22 protein-coding genes and 1 tRNA gene are annotated in these 22,057 nt (G+C 35.5%); 7 read left to right on the top strand and 16 right to left on the bottom strand.

Annotation, left to right across the window (positions count from 1 at the left end; all coding sequences use genetic code 11):
- Positions 1-1,027: 1,027 nt before the first annotated feature.
- The 12 genes from AC6I5C_RS15935 to AC6I5C_RS15880 form a co-directional block, all read right to left on the bottom strand.
- Positions 1,028-1,810 carry an ABC transporter permease gene (locus AC6I5C_RS15935; protein WP_497906009.1) on the bottom strand — a complete coding sequence of 261 codons (783 nt, stop codon included), beginning with the start codon at positions 1,808-1,810 and terminating at the stop codon, positions 1,028-1,030.
- The gene (locus tag AC6I5C_RS15930; protein ID WP_497906008.1) at positions 1,803-2,510 is read right to left on the bottom strand and encodes an ABC transporter ATP-binding protein; all 708 of its coding nucleotides are present in this window, start codon (positions 2,508-2,510) and stop codon (positions 1,803-1,805) included. The genes AC6I5C_RS15935 and AC6I5C_RS15930 overlap by 8 nt, the downstream gene beginning before the upstream one ends.
- Positions 2,507-3,730, bottom strand: a complete 1,224-nt coding sequence (locus tag AC6I5C_RS15925) for a nitrous oxide reductase family maturation protein NosD (protein WP_497906045.1) — start codon at positions 3,728-3,730, stop codon at positions 2,507-2,509. The genes AC6I5C_RS15930 and AC6I5C_RS15925 overlap by 4 nt, the downstream gene beginning before the upstream one ends.
- Before the next feature lie 32 nt (positions 3,731-3,762).
- Positions 3,763-4,197, bottom strand: coding sequence for a CopD family protein (locus AC6I5C_RS15920; RefSeq protein WP_497906007.1), 435 nt, complete (start codon positions 4,195-4,197; stop codon positions 3,763-3,765).
- Positions 4,197-4,637 (bottom strand): nitrous oxide reductase accessory protein NosL, encoded by a 441-nt coding sequence (locus AC6I5C_RS15915; RefSeq protein ID WP_497906006.1) that lies wholly within the window; start codon positions 4,635-4,637, stop codon positions 4,197-4,199. Before AC6I5C_RS15915 ends, AC6I5C_RS15920 begins: the two co-directional genes overlap by 1 nt.
- Positions 4,634-5,248, bottom strand: coding sequence for a hypothetical protein (locus tag AC6I5C_RS15910; protein WP_497906005.1), 615 nt, complete (start codon positions 5,246-5,248; stop codon positions 4,634-4,636). Before AC6I5C_RS15910 ends, AC6I5C_RS15915 begins: the two co-directional genes overlap by 4 nt.
- Before the next feature lie 114 nt (positions 5,249-5,362).
- Positions 5,363-7,324 carry a Sec-dependent nitrous-oxide reductase gene (gene nosZ / locus AC6I5C_RS15905; RefSeq protein WP_497906004.1) on the bottom strand — a complete coding sequence of 654 codons (1,962 nt, stop codon included), beginning with the start codon at positions 7,322-7,324 and terminating at the stop codon, positions 5,363-5,365.
- A gap of 39 nt (positions 7,325-7,363) precedes the next feature.
- Positions 7,364-7,936: a fasciclin domain-containing protein gene (locus AC6I5C_RS15900; RefSeq protein ID WP_497906003.1), complete on the bottom strand. Its 573-nt coding sequence runs from the start codon at positions 7,934-7,936 to the stop codon at positions 7,364-7,366.
- A gap of 7 nt (positions 7,937-7,943) precedes the next feature.
- On the bottom strand, positions 7,944-8,453 hold the full coding sequence (locus AC6I5C_RS15895) for a c-type cytochrome (protein WP_497906002.1): 510 nt from the start codon (positions 8,451-8,453) through the stop codon (positions 7,944-7,946).
- Positions 8,454-8,671: 218 nt separating this feature from the next.
- A complete protein-coding gene (locus AC6I5C_RS15890; protein WP_497906001.1) occupies positions 8,672-9,526 on the bottom strand; it encodes a hypothetical protein in 855 nt (284 codons plus the stop codon).
- Positions 9,527-9,562: 36 nt separating this feature from the next.
- The gene (locus AC6I5C_RS15885; RefSeq protein ID WP_497906000.1) at positions 9,563-11,401 is read right to left on the bottom strand and encodes a TonB-dependent receptor; all 1,839 of its coding nucleotides are present in this window, start codon (positions 11,399-11,401) and stop codon (positions 9,563-9,565) included.
- A gap of 400 nt (positions 11,402-11,801) precedes the next feature.
- Positions 11,802-12,170, bottom strand: a complete 369-nt coding sequence (locus AC6I5C_RS15880) for a hypothetical protein (protein ID WP_497905999.1) — start codon at positions 12,168-12,170, stop codon at positions 11,802-11,804.
- A 776-nt stretch (positions 12,171-12,946) separates the two neighbouring features.
- Here AC6I5C_RS15880 and AC6I5C_RS15875 point away from each other — a divergent pair.
- From AC6I5C_RS15875 to AC6I5C_RS15865, 3 genes are all read left to right on the top strand, one after another.
- Entirely contained in the window at positions 12,947-13,381 is a 435-nt protein-coding gene (locus AC6I5C_RS15875) for an RrF2 family transcriptional regulator (RefSeq protein WP_497905998.1), read from the top strand.
- Positions 13,382-13,665: 284 nt separating this feature from the next.
- Positions 13,666-14,388: an iron-sulfur cluster repair di-iron protein gene (gene ric, locus AC6I5C_RS15870; protein WP_497905997.1), complete on the top strand. Its 723-nt coding sequence runs from the start codon at positions 13,666-13,668 to the stop codon at positions 14,386-14,388.
- 149 nt (positions 14,389-14,537) lie between these two features.
- Positions 14,538-15,713 carry a hypothetical protein gene (locus tag AC6I5C_RS15865; protein WP_497905996.1) on the top strand — a complete coding sequence of 392 codons (1,176 nt, stop codon included), beginning with the start codon at positions 14,538-14,540 and terminating at the stop codon, positions 15,711-15,713.
- A gap of 31 nt (positions 15,714-15,744) precedes the next feature.
- On the opposite strand, the gene AC6I5C_RS15860 is transcribed toward AC6I5C_RS15865, so the two are convergent.
- From AC6I5C_RS15860 to AC6I5C_RS15850, 3 genes are all read right to left on the bottom strand, one after another.
- On the bottom strand, positions 15,745-15,873 hold the full coding sequence (locus AC6I5C_RS15860; RefSeq protein ID WP_497905995.1) for a hypothetical protein: 129 nt from the start codon (positions 15,871-15,873) through the stop codon (positions 15,745-15,747).
- 119 nt (positions 15,874-15,992) lie between these two features.
- Positions 15,993-16,943, bottom strand: a complete 951-nt coding sequence (locus AC6I5C_RS15855; RefSeq protein ID WP_497905994.1) for an IS4 family transposase — start codon at positions 16,941-16,943, stop codon at positions 15,993-15,995.
- A 303-nt stretch (positions 16,944-17,246) separates the two neighbouring features.
- Positions 17,247-17,714 carry a hypothetical protein gene (locus tag AC6I5C_RS15850; RefSeq protein WP_497905993.1) on the bottom strand — a complete coding sequence of 156 codons (468 nt, stop codon included), beginning with the start codon at positions 17,712-17,714 and terminating at the stop codon, positions 17,247-17,249.
- A gap of 616 nt (positions 17,715-18,330) precedes the next feature.
- Here AC6I5C_RS15850 and AC6I5C_RS15845 point away from each other — a divergent pair.
- Together AC6I5C_RS15845 and AC6I5C_RS15840 are read left to right on the top strand one after the other, a co-directional pair.
- A tRNA-Met gene (locus AC6I5C_RS15845) sits at positions 18,331-18,421 on the top strand.
- A 213-nt stretch (positions 18,422-18,634) separates the two neighbouring features.
- On the top strand, positions 18,635-18,811 hold the full coding sequence (locus tag AC6I5C_RS15840) for a BF3379 family histone-like protein (RefSeq protein ID WP_497905992.1): 177 nt from the start codon (positions 18,635-18,637) through the stop codon (positions 18,809-18,811).
- Positions 18,812-19,284: 473 nt separating this feature from the next.
- Here the strand turns inward: AC6I5C_RS15840 and AC6I5C_RS15835 are convergent, their stop codons facing one another.
- Positions 19,285-20,151, bottom strand: coding sequence for a helix-turn-helix domain-containing protein (locus AC6I5C_RS15835; protein ID WP_497905991.1), 867 nt, complete (start codon positions 20,149-20,151; stop codon positions 19,285-19,287).
- A 140-nt stretch (positions 20,152-20,291) separates the two neighbouring features.
- Between AC6I5C_RS15835 and AC6I5C_RS15830 the strand changes: the two genes are divergently transcribed.
- Positions 20,292-21,428, top strand: coding sequence for an acyltransferase family protein (locus tag AC6I5C_RS15830; RefSeq protein WP_497905990.1), 1,137 nt, complete (start codon positions 20,292-20,294; stop codon positions 21,426-21,428).
- A gap of 5 nt (positions 21,429-21,433) precedes the next feature.
- Positions 21,434-21,988: a sugar O-acetyltransferase gene (locus AC6I5C_RS15825; RefSeq protein WP_497905989.1), complete on the top strand. Its 555-nt coding sequence runs from the start codon at positions 21,434-21,436 to the stop codon at positions 21,986-21,988.
- Positions 21,989-22,057 lie beyond the last annotated feature (69 nt).

The raw sequence follows: 22,057 nt of genomic DNA, 5'->3' as shown, positions 1-22,057 counted from the left end.
TTGATGTAATTGTTTGTGTATTGTTGTTTGTAAGACAAATTTTTGTTTTCATGAAGTTAATTTGATTTTAAGGATGTAAAAATCATTTCTGAAAAGGTTGTCTTTTTTCTTTCGTTAGGTATAGTATTAAAAGGTTTGATTTTTGGTAACCTTTTTTTGTTAGAAGCCTTCCTGGCATACGTTGTTGCTCCGTATTTTTAGCTTAAAGATCGGTGAGGAGTATTTAATTTTATTTTTTTGTTGTCATAGTAGCATATTCAAGTGTTAATGGGGGCTAGGCAGAAAACATGTGTTTTTAATCTTAATTAAATCCATTTGAAGTACATGAATATATGCTATTCGATAGACTTTAAATTGTGATAATTTCTGTGATATTTTTGTGATAAAAAATTATCACAAAAATATTTTTTGTTTTTTGAACTGTTGATTTGCTCTCAAAGGCCTTGTAAAATAGCTGTATTTAACTGTCAATCTTCAAAAATAAACTGTTGCAATAGTTTGTTTTTTTGTGATACAAAATTGATATGACAGCTGTATTGTGAGACTGAGAATGTTTTGTTAGAAGTGAGTGTCTCGAAACTCATAATAGAGAGCTCTTATAGCTAACCAAAACTTTTCAGTAACCCCCTTGCCTGTAAAAAATACCTTCCAGTCCTATAGTTTTTTTCTTTTAGAATAGAAGGCTAATAATTTTGCCATGTTTTGTCTGTTGTTCTATCTTATAGATAAGCAGAAGGATGTCATTGTAATGTCCTTCAACCGTGAACTCATAGGTTTATGAAATCAGATTATTTTGAGAACTTATATGGGGCTCCAAAAAAATGATAACTTTTAAATTATTTTGGTCGGCAAAAGTGTTTAAAGTTTTAGGTAGGTTATTTTGGTAATAATAGTATCCTCTGTGCTTAAATTATCACTTAGAGCCTACCCAATAACTTTACGGTTAAACAAATCAATAATAACAGTAAGAGCTTTTATTTCAAGAAACAAGACGCAGCAAAAAAAGAATATTAGTATCTGCATCGCTTTAAAAGTCCTTTTTTCTGCTCTTCCTGTAAATATTAAATACAGGAAATAATACCCAAAGCAATAGTGAAATGAGTGAAACAAACAAACCAAGGGAAGTTCCGAAAAACTTTTGAAAAACAGCTCCTGTATAGCCCAATAGTGCCGAAATATCGAGCTTTAAGAGAATTAGAATACGTGATAAATCAATAGGATTAAACATTGTGGCACTTATTGAAAATGAATCTAATGGATAGGATTGAAAAGCCACTAAGGACATAAGAAAAAGTCCATCGTAAATGACAGCCATAAATAACCATAACAAAATCGCATAACTAAACCCCTTTATCTTATTTTCATTGTATAAAGCGATGTTAAATGCTAGTGCAGTAAAGATTAAGGTAAGAAATGAACCTGTAATTAATAACAAACCAAAATCCCATATTTTATCAGATTGGAACAAACCGTATAAAGCAAATGGAATACCAAGCCCTATGATAAGACTTAATGATAGGGATAAGGCGACGCCCAAATATTGCCCTATGAAAATAGACGACCTCTTCTGAGGTTGAGCAAGAAGAAGTTCTGTAAATTCTCTGGAGTTGTAATAATACATTACGCCAAAGATGGTTCCTATTAGAGGTACTAAAATGGTAATAACATTCATTAATGTAATGACCGCCTTTGATAAGTCATTGTTCAAAAACAGTAACACACTACCTAAACCGAGGTAAAAGAGCAAGTACACATAACTCCACCTACTACGTATGAGGTCAAAAAAGCTGTATTTTAGGATTTTAAGCATATTCGTAGGTTAAAAGGTTAGCAATAGCTTGTTCAAAATTTGTCGTCTTGGTTTGTGTTTTTAAAGCTTCTATGTTTCCTTTAAAATAGATTTGTCCTTCCAACAGAAAAACAATTTCATCTGCCATCTCTTCAACAAAGCTCATTATATGTGAGGTAATCAGAATGATTTTTCCTTTCGTCTTTTCTTTGGCAATGAGTTCTTTTAAGTGGATGAGTGCAATGGGGTCGAGACCGGTTGTAGGTTCGTCTAAAATGATGATAGGACTATCAAACATCAATGTCAATACCAGATTTACCTTTTGCTTTGTGCCTCCGGAAAGATTGCTCAATTTTTTCGATAGAAACGGTTGTAATTTAAAGAGTTTGATTAGTTGGTCATCTTCTCCAGGCCGATTACGCAAGTCTTTAATCATTGTGATGAGTTCCTTTACCTTAAGGTTAGGTGGAAAGTTTGCGATTTGAGGAAGGTAATCTATATCATCTCTATATTTCCAATTTGTTTTTACAGAATTGTTATTCACCTCAATTTTACCCTTGTCGGGTAGTACCATCCCGAGTATGGCTTTTATTAAGGTGGTTTTCCCCGAACCATTAGGCCCTAAAATAGCAATTATCCCTGGAGAGGAGATATCTAAATCCACACCTTTGAGCACCTGATTCTTGGCAAATTTTTTATAAAGTTGTTCTATGTGTATCATTTATATGGTGTCATTTTAGGGGTTGCGTCCTGCAAATTGTCAGGTGTAAAAACAGGTGATACTTTTTCAGAAAAATCTATGATATCAATAAAAAGACTGCGCATTAAGATAATGGTCTCCGGAGTTTTGTTTACCACATAGGAAAATAGTTTTACAGGTCTAAAGGGTACATCACCAATACCATCTTTATCAAGGTCATAGCCAGTGTAGTTGCTCCAATAATTATCTTTAAAGATGTTATCATTAATCTTGCTGTTATACGATAAGTCAAAGGAGTTGTAAAGAAAGTTGTTTTTTTCAAAGGTATTAGTATAACAAGCACCTAACACTTTAATGGCATACCCGTTACTGATAAAATTATTTCCAGAGTATACTATTCTATTCGAGCCTTCTATATTTATTGCTACTGTATTTTCTTCAAAAACATTGTCTTTAATTTCAGCATCATTTATTTCTTTAAGAAGAATGCCAAAAGCCGCAGTACCCCAATTTTTCTTAAAGGTGTTGTTAAACATTTTAATGCGCTTTGAAAACATCACCGCCACACCCGCACCATTATTTTGGAAAGTGTTGTTGGTATACATATCATCGTTAGAAAACATAAAGTGCAATCCGTAGCGTAGGTTGCCAGTACTTACATTTTCATTGATAGTGATGTTATCAGAAAACTCTAGATATATGCCATCCCTTACTTTCTGGACAATGTTTTGTTCTACAACAACATTTTTAGAATACCATAATTGAATGCCATTGCCCGAATTATATTCGTCTTGGGCATCACCTATAACTTTGTTGTGGTAAATTTTACCATTACTAGACTTCTCAATATAGATACCAAAGAATAACTTTTCTAGTACGATGTTTTGTATTAAAAAGTTTTCACTACGTACCACTCGAATGGCAGCGTGGTCACTGGTATAGCTGGTTCCTACATTAATAATAAATAAACCGTCTATCGTAACATCGTCTGAGACAATCCTAATAATTTCCCCTTTATCTTCCCCGTCGATGATTGGATATTGTTCTCCTATAATAGTTAGAGGTTTATCTACCACAATATTGTATTCCTTATACGTTCCTTTTTTTACTAAAATGGTATCTCCTGCTGTTGCCGCAGTAATAGCATCACCTACTAATTTATAATCACAACCAATACATACTGTTTTGGTTTCCGCTTTAGCGAAAGCGAATACCAAAGCAGTAAAGATTACTAAGGCGATATGTTGTTTTCTATAATTCAAATTTTAACTATTCAAAGTAAACCACCACTTCTTGCACTAAAGCCTAGAAATACAAAAAATATGGCAAGTAATGTTACTGCTACAATATGTATAGCCAATGGTTTCAATTTTCTGGCGGGTATTAAATAAAATCTGGCGTGTATCGCAAATGCTATGGTAGTTAATAAGGTGGCATACTTTAGCACTATATGACGTGTATAATGGTCGTTCCAATCCAAACTAAAAATATTGGGAGCGTAGAATATAGTCATATAAATACCAGTAATCAACAGAATAGCAAGTGCAGGGATACCTACTTTTTCATATCTACACTCAAAGCTCTCTATAATTTTAAAATCATTCTTTTTTAAAGCTTTTGGTAAAAATCCAATGGATAATATTAGATGCCCGCCAGTCCAAATAGTAGCACAAAGTATGTGTATAAATATGACAAGTTTTAATACCATTAATGATTTAATTTATCCTTTAAAGAATTCCAGTTGTAAAGTTCGCCTCCTTTTTCACTCTGTACTTTTTTTGCAGCTTCTTCGGTTTTAAAGGCGGTAAGGTAAGCGCCCATTGGACTTGGTAGATTTTTACTTATTAAAAAAGTGGCATTTTCTACATTTATAAATTCTGTTGGGGCTTCATGGTAATTAGTCAGTAATGTTTTTACCTTTACATCGTTGTCGTCAGCTAAGAAGTTGAGCATACATTCTGTAGCATCAAATTTGAATACTTTTCCCTTATCAGTAATTAATTCTGCCCCGTGTATTTTATCTACTACGGTCATCTTACAGAAGTGGCATCCATCATTTCCATAGTCAATGCTTTGCGGACCTGTATTGCAGCTAAGAAATAACAGAAATGTTGCGCTAAGGATTATGGAAGTTATTGTCTTTTTCATCGTAATGTTTTATTTGATTTTTTACCTACAAAATAAGCTACGAATGTAAGTAGCATTCCAACTCCCATTAAATAACCACCCAAGCTTGGGTATGAATATGCGTCAAAGTTTAGAAGCTTTTGATGTCCGAATAAAGGTGGTTTATAACTCATAGGCGTACCGTCTGGATTTTGTAATTTCATTATGGCATTTGGGTCTAGATTTGTTCCATAATCGGTCATCCAAGCGTTAAAGTCATACATTCCCAAAATACCAAGAATAGTCATTAAAACAAGCCAGCCCAAAAACCAGTTATAGTTTGCCTTTCCCCAAAAAACTAGTAAACCAATAAGTACACCAAGTGCAGCCATACCGCCAATTACCATAGGAAATACACTAAACTCCCACATATCCTCTGGCTTGGGCAGTGTTTTCATCCCAATGTAATGGTTAAGCCCGTCTATATTTTGGATATCAAACTCGCTCATCCCTTTAATGCCATTGATGTAGATGTCCATACCCAAAGGTTCGGGGTATTGTGGTGCACCTAGCATTATATTCCATAGTGGAAATTTGAATAGTCCCAATAAGAGCAGGGAACCAATAATCATAAAAATACTAGCCTTTTTCATAATATTAAACGTATTGAGAAAACGCTTTTGTTAAAGCGTATCTAGGAAACGATAAATTAAACAGGCAGCAGCGTAATACTACTACTGCCTGCTACACTAAAACCTATCAAAAATCTATTCTCCTAACGACCAACTTAATTCGATATCCGAATTAGCAGGCGAAACTCTTACATATCCTTGCATTTCCTGGTGTAACGCACTACAGAAATCTGTACAGTAAAATGGCCATACACCTACTTTTTTGGGTTCCCAGAGCGAGGTTTTGGTCTGGCCAGGCATAATCAATAACTCAGAAGTATTCTGGCCAATCATAGAGAATCCGTGTGGTACGTCAAAATCTTGTTCGTGGTTCGTTATATGAAAAAACACTTTATCGCCCACCTTAACACCTTCAATATTATCTGGAGTAAAGTGACTACGGATAGTAGACATATAAATATGTACTTCATTCCCTTTGCGTTCTACTTTTGCCTTGTCCGGACTTGTCACTGCATAAGGGTGTTTATTGTCATCCAGCCTGTAAAATTTGGAGGCTTTAGGCTTTAATAAATCTGCAGGGCAACCAGCAGCATAGTGTGGCTCTCCGTGAGTAGGAAAGTCATAGAGTAACTCCATTTTTTCACCAGAGATATCATAAATCTGAGCAGAGTGTTCCATTTCTGGCCCTACAGGTAGGTATCTATCTTTGGTAATTTTATTCATCGCTACCACGTACTTACCAAATGGCTTTTTAGAATTACCTCCAGGAATCATTAAGTGTCCTACTGAATAATAAGTAGGCTGTCTATCTTTTACTTCCCAGCTGCCCAGTTCCCATTTTACTACTTCTGATGATATGAAGAATGTGGTATAAGCATTTCCTTTACCATCAAACTCTGTATGAAGTGGTCCTAAGCCTCCACTTTTAACCGTTCCCGCAAGTACATCTTCAAATTTAAGGATAGGTATTCCATAGGCCTCGCCATCAAATTTTTTGCCCTCTATAGCGGCTATCATATTATCAAATGAATGTACTGTAAGGTCTGCTGAAAGTTTACCGTTACCTATAATATAATTCCCTGTAGGGTCTACATCACATCCGTGTGGTGATTTTGGAGTTGGTAAAAAGAACACAGCACCAGGCACGTCTAAGGGATTCACGGTTAGCACTTCTTTTTTGATTGTGCTGGTACCAGTGTGTGTAGATTCATCATATACATTGTGTGCATATTCTGCTGGCATCATTTTACCGCCACCACCATTGACATACTCTTCAACCTTTTTCCAGTTAATAGCCGCAATAAAGTCCTTGTCATTTTGAGAAGCATTTACTTCTTGTAATGAATTAGCTTCTTCCGTATTATATGTGGTGAAGAAGAACCATCCATGGGATTTACCGCGACCAGGGTGTGCCAAATCGTAATTAAAACCTGGCATTATCACCTGAAATTTGATGTCCATATGACCGTGTTCTGGTTCTACACTAATAAATGACAAAGCTCCTTGGAAGTTTCCTTTATACTCACTAATTGGCATATCACGCTGCGGAATTGGTACCGAAAAGCGTGTTCCTGCGACTACGTATTCTGTATTTTCGGTCACAAAAGATGAGCTGTGATTCCCAGCGCTATTTGGAATTTCGAGAATCTCTTCGGTCTCAAAAGTACTTAGGCTTATACGTGCTATCCTTGGTGTATTATTTCCGTTGATAAAAATCCATCGTCCATCTAGCTCGCCTGCCGTTTGTGAAATGTCAGGGTGGTGAGCATCGTCCCAAGGGATAAATCCGTGAGAAGTATTAAGCATAGGTTTTGTTTCTTCAGAATACCCATACCCTGAGGTTGGGAATTGAGAGAAAACAGGAATTTCCTTAAACATTCTGCCTGACGGTAAGCCGTATACAGTCAAGTTACCGCTGTAACCGCCAGACATAAATGCGTAAAATTCATCGTGCTCGCCGGGAGCAACATATACCTTCTCAGCGGCGCTTGAATTTAAAGCACCGTTGGAACCTGTATTACCATTATTATTGCCACAGCTTGTTAGAAATAGTGTAGCACCTAATAGTGATAATAATTGAAATTTATGTTTTTTCATTAGTTATATAATTTAGTTGTTATCAATTTTTATTTTGGTTTATTGTGGTAATATGACTTTATCTACCACATATACGGTTCCATTACTTGCTTTTACAGCGCCGATTATTTTAGCTCCTCCAACATAAATATCATCGCCCTTTGTCTCCACTGCAACACTGGTATCATCGGCTTGACCTAATTTTTTGATACTTTTTAGAAGGCCCATGTCATAATTACCGGCAGTAACGTGATGTTTGAGTATGGTGGCAAGCGTTTCTTGATTCTCTGGTTTTAAAAGATTTTCAACGGTGCCAGCAGGTAATGCTTCAAACGCCTCATTGGTAGGTGCAAAAACCATTAAAGGTCCTGCATTAACCAATGCGTTTTCTAATTGTGCCGTCTGTACTGCTTTTACAAGAGTTGTATGGTCTGGTGATTTAAGTGCAATCTGCAACACGTTAGGGTTTGAAACATCATCTTTGACAAAGGCTTGTCCTTTTTGATTTTGAGGAACAGCTTCAGTTGTTGTCTGTGTACTGGTGTTTGGTTGTTTGGTCTCATTTTTACAACTAAAACCAAAAAACAGAAAGACCAGAACAGGAACTATTTTAAATAAATGAATGGTTCTCATATGATTATTATTTTAGGGTTCTGAAGTATTCTAATATGTCACGAGCTTGTGCTTCTGTCATATTTTGATTTGCCATGGCAGCACCATTAAATTCAACCAACAGATCTTTTGCGCAACGGTCTTGTTCTACCATTAATTGTGGGTCTAAAATCATATTCATAATCCATTCAGGACTTCTACGCTCCATGATGCCAGAAGGTGAAGGCCCTATAAATCGTTTTCCAACTTTATGGCAAGCTGTACAATTGGTTTTAAATAGGGCAGCCCCGCGTTCTACCATTGCGTTATCTATGGTAGCTGGCAATTCAAGGTTTTTGATTTTACCCACACCTTTATTGTCCAGTGTAATTCGTTTGGAAGCGGGAACTTCATCAGATTTTGGAGCTTCTTCTTTCTTTGTTTCTGTTGGGGCCTTTCTTTCATATGAAAAGCCTTCTTTCTTTTTTTCCTCTTTTCCGCCACAGCTTATTAATAAACCTAAGGAAATGAGTAATGCAAGTCGGTGAATTGTTTTCATTATAGTATTATTTAAATTATTGTTAATTAGTGATTATTTAGGTCTTGTAACAACACAAAAGTAAAAGACATTTTTGTCCGAAAATATGATTTTTGTCATATAAAAGACATTTTTGTCTTTTATGTGACAAAAATCTTTATATGTTTTCTAATTAAAAAAATCCTCTCGTAATCTTACAAGAGGATTTAAAAAACTAACAAAATAGAACCATCAAAGAATCAGAATTCAAAGTCAAAATACAATGAGCTTTCTGTATTGTTTTCGGTAACTTCTTCTCCTTTAACAAGTTCGCTATCTTCGTTATAGAGCATTAGGTTTACTTTCCAGTACCCTGTCATAGTCAAGGATAATTTGCCATCATACATTTGTGTACTGGAATTATAAGTTAAATCTTCATTATTGGGTGAACTATGGTTGCCCATTCCAGGCATTCTTGGGTCTACTGTTATCATATAATTTTCAACAGGAGTGAACGTCATCATATTTTCCATTTTGTAAAGGGCAGAAGTAAAATCGTTTACCATTACTTCAGGATTTTTCGGACCTACCATAGTCAATACATATTTTGTTTCGTCTGAGCCCATAAATACATTTATGCGTTTCATACCATCAGCGGGAGCCTGTACATTTATTCTTTCGGTCGTTTCGAAAGAGCCTCCATCTACTTCATAAGTGAACTTTAAATCCCAATATTCGGTATCGTTTCCAGGCATTTGAAAAATTATAAATCCTTTTTTTACTGTAGGATGTTCTGAAGCTGTGAGTGCTGATTTTGGGCAAGAGTGGCTCATTGCAGTCATATGCATAATCGGCATCCAGTTGATTGTAGGATTGTCAAAATAGGTGTCTGTTGCATTGTCTTTAATGCGGACACTTAGCTCGTTATACCCAACGGTAAACTGTGAATCTGGGCTATAAACTTCAATGGTATGTTCATTGGATATTATAGATTTTACTAACATTAAATCTGTGACTGGGTTTGCTTCAAAAAGCTCATCATCATCTTCGGTAGAACAAGAAAAAAAGGTGATTGTTAAAAGAAAGATTGGTAGTAGATATTTAATTGTTTTCATCGTTTTAAATTTAGTATTAATAATTGTTTTTTTGTGCTAACCTATTTTATAGGAAAGTGTAAAATGGAAATTTCGCCCCATTCTTGGAATGTTGTTCCAGTCTGCATAGGTGGAATAAAAGGTGTCAAAAATATTTTGAACACCTGCTTTTACATACAATATGTTTTTTGAGATGTAAAAGGTTTTGCCCATAGATAGAGAAAAAACTGTATAAGCATCTGTTTGACGTTCCCCGAATACAGGATTGAAATTAACTTGTTTAGTTGCTCCCTGCATCTCTATTGCACTATAGAAGCTGTTCTTTTGATAATTAATGGCTGTTCCATAAGATATAGGGCTTATAAACGGCAGGTTACGGTTGTCACTGTCTATTCCACGATGGTATGAAATACTTCCATTCCACTTAAAAGCAGCGTTTATTTTATAGTCTGCATTGAGAAATACGTTGGTTATGGTGCCGTAGTCAAGATTTGTATAAATCTTCACGCCCTCGGCTCCTATAGTCATTGTGCTCAGGTCTGTTTTAACCTCTCCAATGATGTAATTTGGCATTCGAAAAATATTACCATTAAGTGATACTTTTCCTTTTTTACCACTCATAGTTAAGGCTCCGTTCAATTCAATGACTTGCTCGTTTTTAAGCTCAGGATTTCCAATGTAATCATGATTATCTGCACTGTTGAACAGGTAAAAACCAAAACCCTCGGAAACCGATGGCGCCCTTGTAGCGTAAGAAGCTCCCATTGTCATATCAAATACCCCAAATTTCTTTATAAATGAAGCTGAGATACTTGATAGAAGCCTATTTTGAGATGCTGTTGTTTCGGGATAGAAGATTTGTAAACTTTTGAGTCCAAATTCATCAGCTATAAGATTATTTTGGAAGCTAAGGCGTGTTGCTAGTTTTAATTCAGCTTTAACGCTACGCTCTCCCGCTGGTCGTGAATCTCCTGAACTCGATTTCGCGAAAGTGATATTATCTTCCACATAAATACCGGTATTTAAAGTACGCACGTCTGGCCACGTTAACATAAACATAGGTGATTGGGCTGGGTCATTAGGGTACATTGTCATTTCGGCAAGCGAACGGTTATAGAAACCATCTACCTTGAATAGCATTTGGTGATTTTTCCTTTTAAGATTTGCTTTACTGTAAAAACCATAGGTGTCGCTCCAACCTGGCATATCCATACGAATAGGTACATCGGGTCTTTGAGAATCATCCATAATATGAGTGATTGAGTTAGCATATAATTTAGTTTGCCAATTGGTTAAAGCACCCAAGTTTAATTGCTCATAACTTACTGAACCTATAAAGGCTCTTGCCAACGAAACATCCATTGGAAGCGCCGGATAACCTACATCACGAGCTTCATCAAATATAAACGTCGCTGTTAGCTTACTATCTTCATTCAGTAACAAACCACCATTGAGAGAGAGGTTGTATTTTGTAAACTGCGAGTATAAAACCTCTTCTCCGCCACCAGCAGTATAATTTTCTGCATCCCGGTAAATGATATCGGCATCTACGTAAAAATCACTATCGGAGAAATTAATATCTGCTCCTACGATTTTTTGCTCATTATTAGTTTCAAAGCCATTTTCAATACTTATTTTTAGGTAGTCTTCTTTAAAACCAGTTTTGTCCAATTCTAAGTCAATGGCACCACCTACACAGACTCCATTCTCACTACCTTCTTGACCTGATGCCACGGTAATTTTAGATAAATTAGACACGTCTACATAAGAGGTGATTGGGTCCATCTTATCTGTACAAGCGGCAAAGATTCGCATTCCATCAATGGTTACCGACAATCGCTCGGTTGCCATATTGTTAATATTGGGTTCCCAGGCGTAAGCACCGCGCTTAATCATATTTATATGTCGTGCCTTCTCTAAATACTCATCTACCGAGGAGAGCGGTTTTGATTGACGCTGATAGGCGAGTTGCTTTTTAGGAGCCACAACAATGACTTCGAAAAGGCGTTGAATTTTTGTGGAATCCAGACAAAATTCTACACACTGTAAAGTGCAGCTTTCAGAACATATTGATGGTTTTTCTTCCTGCCCGTAACTGTATATGTATACCGCCAGCATGACCAATGTGAGACATAGTTTTTTAAGGAAAACACTCTTAATATTAGGGCATAAGAATCCTCTGAAAACTTTGATAGGTATCATAAGCTAAATAATTAAATAGTTAATGAATGTCGAGACATCACTGTGTGATTGAAACCAAACATCACAATGTCACGACCTAAATATGTGCGGGTAACTATTTGGGAGGAGTAGTAATATCACAACACATTAATCTGTGATATAGGTTTTGAACGTCATCAAAATGGTGTTGTTTACTTTCCACAATCATAACAGATAAATCGTATTTTGTACCACTTTCGTAGAAAAGTGTACAGGGAATTTCAATTTTCTCTGTTGAATTAACTGGAGTATCTTCAGACCGTTCTGCTTCTTTTGCTATTTGTTTTGTGAGGTAACACTTCCCGTGACATTTAAGTTCAGGCTTCTCTTTATTCTCACAAAGCACATTTACAATATACTCATAATTAGATATATAGTCTGCAACAGGCCATAAAGGTTTAAAAAGCATTGTAAGTGAAACTAATATGAGGACTATACTTTTCATTTGTTCGAGAATCAGGATGATTTTACCCCAATTACAGAGCAAATTTAAAAGTCTTTAAGATCAGAGAAAATGACAAAAGTCATATATAGGATATTTTTGTCTTTTATCAATAGTTGTTTTTCTAATTGAGCAGATGACTCGAGTTATTTTGATATTGTAAGGATTGCCCGTGTATTTTTTGAGATGAGGTGAGAGTTTACAGGTTTATATTCCAATTGTCGTTGAATTATGTGTAAAATCAACCTTTATTTTACACATAATTCGATTTTTTGGTTCTGTGCCATCTAAATTGGCAAAATAAACAATGGTTTTGGTTATAATTGGAAATTTTTTGGCCTTCAATATTCAAGATAAAACCATAAAAAAATAGCACTGGTGGTAACAGTAGCTGCTCAAATTAATTTAATTATGTTGGTTAGTGAACTTTTCAAAGAATTTTACGCACCAACTCATCACAGTGAAAGTGCTTACTATTTGTTTTTCGGTCTTTACGGAAAAAACGCCTTATTATCATGGATTTAGACAGCAATGCCATTAAATGTATTGGCAACTATTTTATTAACAGTTCATAAGTTAAGGAATAATTTTAAAATGTTATACGTTGCCTGCTTTATGTTTTATATTGCATTTGGATGGAAGTAGGTTTTGGTTTGATAGTGCCAGGATTTATTCCGGGGCCTTATGGAAAAATTGCCGAGTAATCATCAAAAAATTAATTAAGATATTTTTATCTTAATTAAAATCCTCTTTATATATTTGTGTTTTAAATTGAATGTATGTTTTCAAAAGCTTGTGAATACGGTATCAGAGCCTCTATTTTTATAGCTCTAAATTCTTTTGAGGGTAAACGCGTGAGTCCAAAAGAAATTGCAAAAGAAATAGATTCTCCAGTAGCTTTTACCGCCAAAATTTTACAGGCACTGGTAAGACATCATGTTATTAATTCAGTTAAAGGAGCCCATGGAGGTTTTGAGATTGATAAAACCAGAATTAAGGACATTAAATTGGCTGATATTGTTGATGCAATAGATGGAGATAGTATTTATAAAGGATGTGGACTTGGATTGCATGCTTGCGATGAAGATAAGCCCTGCCCGGTACATGATAAATTTAAAGTTGTGAGAGACGAACTTAAAGCCATGTTAGAATCTACAAATCTTGAAACTTTAGCCTTTGAGATTAAAGAAGGAGAGACATTTTTAAAACGGTAAAAAAATTTATAATTAATTAGGATAAAATTATCCGAATTAAATTTGAATCAAACAAATGATTTTCATGAAAACGAATAAAGTCATGGCTGTAATTTCCTTTGCTGTATTGCAGTAGTAGAGTATTGAGTGGGTTTAATAGGACTAATGACTAGATCAAATCACATTAAAATGGCTTAGAACTATTGGCGATGTCATTTTCGCCGTAGGTATCGTTTCAACCTGTTGGTTTGTATTCGATTAACCTTAAAAAATAAAATAACAAAGAATAAGTAAAAATGGATATTATGAGTACAATAACACAAAAACAAGTAGGAGAGTTTGTTGCCGAAGATTTTAGAACAGCAGCAGTTTTTACACAATACGGCATCGATTTTTGTTGTAGAGGACATAGAACACTTGATGAAGTTTGCGAAAAGAACGGTATAGAAGTAGCCGAATTAGCACTGCGCTTAGAGCAGGTTTTAAGCTCGCAAGGCAATCAAACCATTGATTATAAATCCTGGCCTTTAGATTTGTTGGTCGATTATATAGAAAAGAAACACCACCGTTATGTAGAAGAAAAAACACCCATATTAAAACAGTTTTTAGACAAATTGTGTCGAGTGCATGGTGAAAGACATCCTGAACTTTTTGAAATAAATGAGTTGTTTACGGCATCGGCAGGAGAACTGGCTCAGCATATGAAAAAGGAAGAATTGGTATTATTCCCATTTGTTAAAAAATTAGTGAAGGCCGAATTAACCAATACAGCGATTGAAGCGCCAGGATTTGGAACGGTTAAAAACCCAATAGCTATGATGATGCAGGAACACGATAATGAAGGTGTACGATTTAGAAAAATTGCAGGGATTACCAATAATTATACGCCACCAGCTGATGCTTGTAATACCTATCGTGTAACATTTGCGATGCTTCAGGAGTTTGAAGAAGACCTGCACTTACACATTCATTTAGAAAATAATATCTTATTTCCAGCGGCTGAAAAACTGGAAAGCAGATTTTGTTAGTATTAATCTCTAATTAATTGATGTACAGAAATCCTATGTTGCTTGTCTTGAAACAAGGTAGGATTTCTTACTTTTAAAAGTATTACAGAATTCTTATGCTAAAAAAACAGATTGTCGTTTGCCTGATAAATTCCTTAATCGCTGCCTTAATGGGATTGGCACTGCGTTATTCGTTTTTAGAATCCATCGGGATAAACTATCGGTTTTTAACGCACGCGCATTCCCATGTAGCCATGTTAGGCTGGGTGTATTTAATGCTGTATACTTTTATAGTTCATTATTTTGTTCCGCTTAAAAAGCCAATTTATAATAAGTTATTCTGGCTAACCGAGATTGCAGTTATAGGTATGATGCTTAGTTTCCCATTTCAAGGATATGCCGCAATTTCCATTACGTTTTCAACCCTGCACATTTTTTGTTCCTATTACTTTGTGTATTTAATATGGAAAAATCATCAAGTAGACTCCAAATCCACACGACTGTTACTAAAAGCAGCTTTAGTGTTTTTGCTGATTTCTACAGTAGGAGTATGGTGTTTGGGGCCAGCCGTAGGGTTGTTAGGTCAGGCTTCGGCGTTTTACCAGATTGCCATTCAGTTCTTCTTGCATTTTCAATTTAAAGGATGGTTCTTAATAGCTGTTCTGACTCTGTTTTTACATTTTTTAAAAATTGAAGATTCCCGTGGGTTTCAAAACTTTTTCAAATTATTAGTTGCATCCACCGTACTTACTTTTGCCATGCCTGTACAATGGTTTGCTCCGCATCCCGTTTTAATTTATATAAATATATTTGGGGTTCTGCTTCAATTTGTAACCTTATATTTATTTTTTAAACTTATAAAACCTAAGTTTAAGGAAGCCTTAAATACACAATCTAAACTCGTCGTTACCCTGTATTATTTCAGTGTGTCCTGTTTTTTACTTAAAATACTTTTACAAGGCGTTACTTTATTGCCGGAATTTTCGAAAGTGGTTTTTATGCACCGTAATTTTGTTATCGGATTTATCCATTTAGTAATGCTTGGTGTTATTTCTGGGTTTCTTTTTGCGTTTTTGTTTCGTAAGCAGAAACCATCCTTATTGTTAAAATCAGGCGTCTACAGTTTTCTTGCTGGATTTGTATTGACCGAGGGGATTTTGTTAATTCAAGGCGTACGATTCTACTTTGGTATAGGGCTTATTTCAAACTATTATTTATTATTGTTTTTATTCAGTGCCTTGTTGCCTTTAGGTATTTTTTTCATCTTATTAAATTATATAAATCATTGTTGTCCGATAAAAATCAGAAGTAGCTTAAAAAGCTTTGTTGTCGACCTTTTTTATTGATCGTTCTCTGTATTTTGAAAACAGAACCTCCCTATGGATCAAAAAGGCTTAATTGTCCAATGTTTTTGGTTGTGATCTCTTCCCATTTTGCTTCTGGGTTTTTCAGGAATTTGAACAGGTCGATATAGGTCATCAAATGATACCGTATGACGGACATCATATTGGAATACGCCCAATTTCTTTGGGCTTTCCTTTGAATCACAAGCATAATGAGCTGGACTATCAAACTGACCCAGATTTGTATTTCGATAGCATTTTGATTGTCGCCCAGAAAATACTTTAGCGGAAAGTTCTGTTTAAGCCGCTTGAACATCGTCTCGATCTGCCACCTGTTTTATAGATGTCGGCTATTTTGTCCGCGCCAAGATCATAATCATTGGTGATGAACTCATAGACCTTTTGGTGTTTTTCGTGCCAAAAAGCGATTCTCCTCAGGAAAAAAGGGTTGCCCTTTTGGTCGGTAAGCCCTATTTTTTCGTCCTTTAGGACAGCATCGTCCACTCTATCGGGAATATCAAACTCTTCAAGGCCTATATAGCGGGCATTGTCCTTTTGCCGAGTCACAAAGTAAATATCTTCCAGGGTCCATTTTTGGTATTGCTCATAATCCACATATCCTTTATCAAAGACCACATAAGAGCCCTTTTTGAGTTCCAGGTCTTTTAGAAAGGTGTGGTCGTGCGTGGCTGCGCTTGAAAACTTGATCAGACAAGGCACGTCTTCCATGGCATTTATCATAGTGTGCATCTTGATGCCGCCTTTCTTCTTGCTGTTGAGCGGGTTCCTTCCCACACCTTTAAGGATGTCGCTGAATAGCGTTATGGTCGAAGAATCGACAATCTTAAGGTTCTTCACCGCAGGATCTGAGAGTCTGCTGTCCGATAAAAAGCGATGGTAACGTTTGTAGAGCAAATGATAGATTTCTGCAAATACAGCTGAGCTTCTTCTCTTGTTGGCATCGGACAGGGTGCTGCGTTTTGGAAAGTCCTTGAGCCCTAAATGGTTGATCTTTCCCTCACAGGCAAGCATAATACTGGAAACCTCGCGAAGTGAGCTGCAGCCGCTGATCACGGTAAATATCATGGTAGTCAAATGCTCATAGGTGGTGAACTTTTTGGTATAGCGATCGCTGTTGTGCTTTTTGGCTGTCCGATAAACATCCTTGGGCAAAATAAAATTTAAGACCTGTTTGATTATGGGTTGTCCGCTAAAGTTTTTACTTTTATTCATATCTTGGATGTGTGGTAACTTCAAGATATAAAATAAGCGGGAAATCCTATCTTGGAAATCCCGCTTTTAAAATCTTTTATCGGACACTACTGATTCTTTATATCTCATTATTGCCAATTAACCAATTTTTGTGAAATTCAACCTTTGAACCTCCTAAACTAATTACATGTTTGGTTCTCTGTATTTACTAATGCAAATTATAATATTTGATTTTTTTAATGCAAAAATTCCATTACATGTAAAATTTCATATGATTTTGGGTGATTAAATGGGGCAAAAAAAGTTGATAAATAGGCTTTATGGTTAATTATATTTAAGTTCAATAGTTTTGTCTCCGATTATTAATTCGTCAATCATTTCATCTTTGTCCATTGCAGGTATAAATTCTATACCTATTTTTCTTTTTGCATTAGGTTTAAGTTTTTGCTGCATGTTATTTGTTCTTGCTGTCAATTTCATAGCCATGACAACAAGATCTATTTTGTGCAACTCAGAGTTGTTGTCTCTTATAAACATTTTTTCGAAGTCAATTATCTGATCCTCGGATGATTTATTGTTGAATTCTAGGACAATCGAAATAAATCGTTTTCCTTTTTCTGCAAAAATTGTGTTTGAATAATTTGAACCCCCTCTATCTATCATTTTTGGTTTTCTTAGGGAATAAACTCTAAATTCAACATCTTCCGAATAATCATAGTATGTGCTTCTGTCTATTTTTTGTTCAGAAGGTACAAATGAGAAAAGTAGTAGGATTAACAGAACTTTATTCATAATGTAGTTTTTAATTATGTATTGAATCAGGTAATTGCATGATTCCTATTGATGTGGCTTAGTGTATGTTATTTTGACTAAAGTTAGGCATTTATCAATATACTTTGTATGAAAATGCTCTATTTTGTAGTATAAGGGGTATTATACTTAGCTTTGATTGATATTGAAATTGTAAGGATGCCAATGTATTTCTTTAGTTAAGGTGATACTTTGCAGGAGTAAATTTCAAATTGTTGTTGAATTATGCGTAAAATAAACGTTTGTTTTACGTATAATTGAGTTGTTTTAATTAGAAAGTTGTTATGACGACAACAAAAGTGGTCAAAGGTAAGGTTGAATCGATGGGCTAATTCGTTTTATTGCAATTACTGTGAAAAGTTGGAGAGTAGCGGCATAAAATTAAAAATGCAAAGTGCAACAAACAAGATTTGATTGATGTATTTCATAGGCGGATTTGAAGTTGTAAACCATGAATTTTTGTACTGAAATTTTTATTTGTTTTCGGTGGGGAATAGGTGTAAAAAATCTCTTATATTTGAGTAAGAAAAATTAAGTCTAATCAGACATCAAACTGAATACGTTTCGAATACGAAAACGAATACGATTTTATAAATTAGGCGGCTTGAAACCCTTGTAAAAAGGTGTTTTTAATTTTTGGTTTCGGACTCATAACCCGAAGGTCACTGGTTCGAGTCCAGTTCCCGCTACTAATAAAAAGTCAAGTATAATCAACGGTTTGGTGTTCCCAAACCGTTTTTTTTATGCCTAATTTTACCGACCTTGTCAACAATGCGTATGATTTACCAACCAAAAGACTTTTTTCAACCCAAAGGTCTATACGTTGAAATTGGGTAATTTATCTCTTGTATATAGCCTTTAATATGCTATTTTCGCCAGCATTAATTTTAAACCTTGAATCTATGAAAGAACTTTTAGAACAAATCAGCGCACAATTCGAAGCATTTTCTTCTGATGCTACAGCACAATTGGAAAATGGAAACAAAGCAGCAGGTACAAGAGCTCGTAAAGCAACTTTGGAAATGACCAAGTTAATGAAGGAATTTCGTAAAGTGTCCTTAGAAGCTTCTAAGCAATAAGGGATTTTTTTCAATTAGTTGTTATGCTGTAGTTATAATCAACTTCAAGTAAATACAAATAAAAAGCGGCTCCAATGGATGCCGCTTTTTCTGTGCATCCACATTCTTGGAACTACCCGCGAAATTCGTTACAATTCAAAAGTAGTATAATTTTTTTGTCATTCTGGCCAACTTAAACCCATCGGCAAATAGGATCCGTAAAACCGTCTTTTCCCTTGGCTCTATAATCTTTTTCTATCCTCTAAGTTCTTTACTCTTTACTTTTTGCTCTCGCTACCCAAATCAATTCTTTATTTTTTTACTTCTTCATTCTTAATTAATAAGGGTTGGGGTGAAAGTCCAGGAAGGGCGGTTAGCTAAATTATCTCTTCTATATAGTCTTTAATGTGTTGTTCTTTAGAATCTTGAATTTATGAAAGAACTTTTAGAGCAAATCAATGTTGCATGCATTGCAATTTATGAAGCCTGTTCACTTAATTTCTCTTGAATTGAGATCTATAGTCGTTGGGAGAACAGCCAATTTGGCTTTTGAAAGAACGATTGAAATAGGGGATATCATTAAAACCAACAGCAAAACATATTTCGGCAATAGGTATTTCTGTTTCCTTAAGCATTAAACATGCAGAATTTATTCTGTATTCTCTGATGGCAGAAAAAAAAGATTTGCCACTTTCCCTTTTAAAAAAGGTGCAAAACGATGACCGATTCATTCCAACATGTTTAGCTATATCATCAAGTGTGATTTTATTGCTATAGTTAACAAGGATATACCGATATATGTTTTGCATTTTTTGTGCATTCCTATTTCTTCTTTCATTATAGCCTACCACTCGCATTTCTTTGCTGGAAGCTATATAGGAAAATATTCGGAGTAGGGATGATAGCTGTTCCAGGTTATTTTGGCCAGTCATGGATTTCATTAAGGATTGAACATAAGGTAAAATTTCACCTTCAAGGCTCATTCCTTTTTTTATGTTTTTTATATGTTCAATAGGCTTTATTGCTTCTGGAAACACATCGGCGCACTTCTTTAAAAAGGAGTCAGGGAAAATGATGGTGATATTTTCAATCTTTCCATATTCATCATGAACATGTTCATCAAAATACCAAACATGTGGGAGCTTTGGAGGAAGCAGTATGATTTCACCTTTTGAAAACGTTTCCATGACATCGCCAATTACTCTTGTGCCACTACCTGTTATAATATATGACAATTCCCAATCATCACTTTGATGAAAAGAAATCTGTTCATCCCAAACAATATGGACATGGTCAAAAAAGAAAGACTTATCGGAATCGATGTCTACATGACTATATTTTATGTTTTCCGTGATTTCCATGTCCAAACTCCTCAATTATTGTAAATATAAAACAATAAAAATCTAATATAAGACAATAACTTAGATTGACATCGCTCTAATTTTGATGCTTATTAACATCTTTAGTTTAGGTGTGAAAAAAATATTTAGGATATACATTTATGGTAAAAGCAAGTTCAACATTTTCAGATTCAAAAAAACACTTTCTAATCCTTGATGCCCTGCGTGGTGTTGCGGCAATAGTAGTGGTTTTGTTTCATGTTCTTGAAGTCTATTCAGGAGGAGATCATGTAAAACAGTTCATCAATCATGGTTATTTAGCAGTGGATTTCTTTTTTATGCTTTCTGGTTATGTAATGGCCCATGCCTATGATGACCGTTGGGACAAAATGACGGTAAAGGATTTCTTTAAACGTCGCCTCATTAGGCTTCATCCCATGATTATATTTGGAATGACCGTTGGTGCTTTATGTTTTTATTTTGGAGAGTCACCCTATTTTCCCAAAATAGCAGACACTTCTTTTTGGCAATTAATATTAATAACACTCATAGGCTATACTTTAATTCCTGTGCCTCCTTCCATGGATATCAGGGGGTGGCATGAAATGCACCCGCTTAATGGTCCTGCCTGGTCTTTGTTTTTGGAATATATTGCCAATATATTACATGCGTTAGTGCTAAGAAAGTTATCAAAAACAATACTCTCAATCTTGGTTTTTATAGCTGCTATTGCCTTGATCCATTTGGCTGTGACAAGTCCAAAAGGCGATATTATTGGCGGTTGGTCTGTAGAGCCCGACCAATTAAGAATTGGCTTCACCCGTCTTTTGTTTCCTTACATGGCGGGAATGTTGCTTAGACGAGTTGTGAAAGTGGTGGAAGGTAAAACAACATTTTTGTTGAGTAGCCTGTTGTTAGTAGCCGTTTTATCCTTTCCAAGAGTAGGCGGATACGACCACTTATGGGCAAACGGAATTTATGATTCATTATCTGTCATTTTGGTGTTCCCTGTGATTATATACTTAGGGGCTATTGGGAAAGTAAAAGCTGGTTTTACAGAGAAACTGTGTACGTTCTTAGGGGATGTATCATACCCTATTTATATTATTCACTTTCCGTTTACCTATGTCTTCTATGCTTGGGTTGTTAATAATGATATCCCCTTAGGACAAGGGATTTTAGTTGGATTGGTTCTATTGATAGGAACCTTATTGTTGTCTTATATTGCATTAAAGCGATATGATGAGCCTTTGAGGAATTGGTTGGCTAAACGTTTTACGCGAGCAACATTAAAGTAAAAAAAATGAAAACCGAAAAACAAAAAATGCTTTCGGGAGAACTCTACCAAGCCTTGGATGAAGAGCTCATAAAAGAACGTGAAAAAGCACGATTGCTGTTAAGGGCATTCAATGAGGCACGAGAAGACGATGTCATAAAACAGGATGAAATATTATATAAATTACTACCATTTGCAGGTGATAATTTATGGGTGCAACCGCCTTTTTATTGCGATTATGGCACAAATATAATTACGGGTGAAGGTGTCTTCTTTAATTTCAATTGTGTGGTATTGGATGTAATGAAGGTGAAAATTGGCAGTAGAACAATATTGGGCCCCAATGTGCAAATTTATACGGCAACACATCCTATAAACTCTAAGGACCGAAGCACAGGTCTTGAATATGCCAAACCCATAACTATTGGTGAAGATGTCTGGATTGGTGGAAACACGGTTATTTGCCCTGGTATAACTATTGGCAACAATACTGTAATTGGGGTAGGGAGTGTAGTCACAAAAGATATGCCTTCAGATGTATTTGCAGAGGGGAATCCGTGTAAAGTAATTCGGGTATTATAGGTGCACACCTCTCCTAGTTCTCGACATTGTAGATTCAACGAAGCTAATGCATCGCATTCTCCAAAACCA

The sequence above is a fragment of the Mangrovimonas sp. sgz306409 genome (assembly GCF_059735265.1).
The sequence above is the reverse complement of the archived record's forward strand: the minus strand, read 5'-3'. Positions and strand labels throughout refer to the sequence as shown.

Excerpts from the sequence above, each read along its gene's own strand:
- AC6I5C_RS15935 (WP_497906009.1), bottom strand. The coding sequence starts at position 1,810 with ATGCTTAAAATCCTAAAATACAGCTTTTTTGACCTCATACGTAGTAGG.
- AC6I5C_RS15930 (WP_497906008.1), bottom strand. The coding sequence starts at position 2,510 with ATGATACACATAGAACAACTTTATAAAAAATTTGCCAAGAATCAGGTG.
- AC6I5C_RS15920 (WP_497906007.1), bottom strand. The coding sequence starts at position 4,197 with ATGGTATTAAAACTTGTCATATTTATACACATACTTTGTGCTACTATT.
- AC6I5C_RS15915 (WP_497906006.1), bottom strand. The coding sequence starts at position 4,637 with ATGAAAAAGACAATAACTTCCATAATCCTTAGCGCAACATTTCTGTTA.
- AC6I5C_RS15910 (WP_497906005.1), bottom strand. The coding sequence starts at position 5,248 with ATGAAAAAGGCTAGTATTTTTATGATTATTGGTTCCCTGCTCTTATTG.
- nosZ (WP_497906004.1), bottom strand. The coding sequence starts at position 7,324 with ATGAAAAAACATAAATTTCAATTATTATCACTATTAGGTGCTACACTA.
- AC6I5C_RS15900 (WP_497906003.1), bottom strand. The coding sequence starts at position 7,936 with ATGAGAACCATTCATTTATTTAAAATAGTTCCTGTTCTGGTCTTTCTG.
- AC6I5C_RS15895 (WP_497906002.1), bottom strand. The coding sequence starts at position 8,453 with ATGAAAACAATTCACCGACTTGCATTACTCATTTCCTTAGGTTTATTA.
- AC6I5C_RS15890 (WP_497906001.1), bottom strand. The coding sequence starts at position 9,526 with ATGAAAACAATTAAATATCTACTACCAATCTTTCTTTTAACAATCACC.
- AC6I5C_RS15885 (WP_497906000.1), bottom strand. The coding sequence starts at position 11,401 with ATGATTAAGCGCGGTGCTTACGCCTGGGAACCCAATATTAACAATATG.
- AC6I5C_RS15880 (WP_497905999.1), bottom strand. The coding sequence starts at position 12,170 with ATGAAAAGTATAGTCCTCATATTAGTTTCACTTACAATGCTTTTTAAA.
- AC6I5C_RS15875 (WP_497905998.1), top strand. The coding sequence starts at position 12,947 with ATGTTTTCAAAAGCTTGTGAATACGGTATCAGAGCCTCTATTTTTATA.
- ric (WP_497905997.1), top strand. The coding sequence starts at position 13,666 with ATGAGTACAATAACACAAAAACAAGTAGGAGAGTTTGTTGCCGAAGAT.
- AC6I5C_RS15865 (WP_497905996.1), top strand. The coding sequence starts at position 14,538 with ATGGGATTGGCACTGCGTTATTCGTTTTTAGAATCCATCGGGATAAAC.
- AC6I5C_RS15860 (WP_497905995.1), bottom strand. The coding sequence starts at position 15,873 with ATGATGTCCGTCATACGGTATCATTTGATGACCTATATCGACCTGTTC.
- AC6I5C_RS15855 (WP_497905994.1), bottom strand. The coding sequence starts at position 16,943 with ATGAATAAAAGTAAAAACTTTAGCGGACAACCCATAATCAAACAGGTC.
- AC6I5C_RS15850 (WP_497905993.1), bottom strand. The coding sequence starts at position 17,714 with ATGAATAAAGTTCTGTTAATCCTACTACTTTTCTCATTTGTACCTTCT.
- AC6I5C_RS15840 (WP_497905992.1), top strand. The coding sequence starts at position 18,635 with ATGAAAGAACTTTTAGAACAAATCAGCGCACAATTCGAAGCATTTTCT.
- AC6I5C_RS15835 (WP_497905991.1), bottom strand. The coding sequence starts at position 20,151 with ATGGAAATCACGGAAAACATAAAATATAGTCATGTAGACATCGATTCC.
- AC6I5C_RS15830 (WP_497905990.1), top strand. The coding sequence starts at position 20,292 with ATGGTAAAAGCAAGTTCAACATTTTCAGATTCAAAAAAACACTTTCTA.
- AC6I5C_RS15825 (WP_497905989.1), top strand. The coding sequence starts at position 21,434 with ATGAAAACCGAAAAACAAAAAATGCTTTCGGGAGAACTCTACCAAGCC.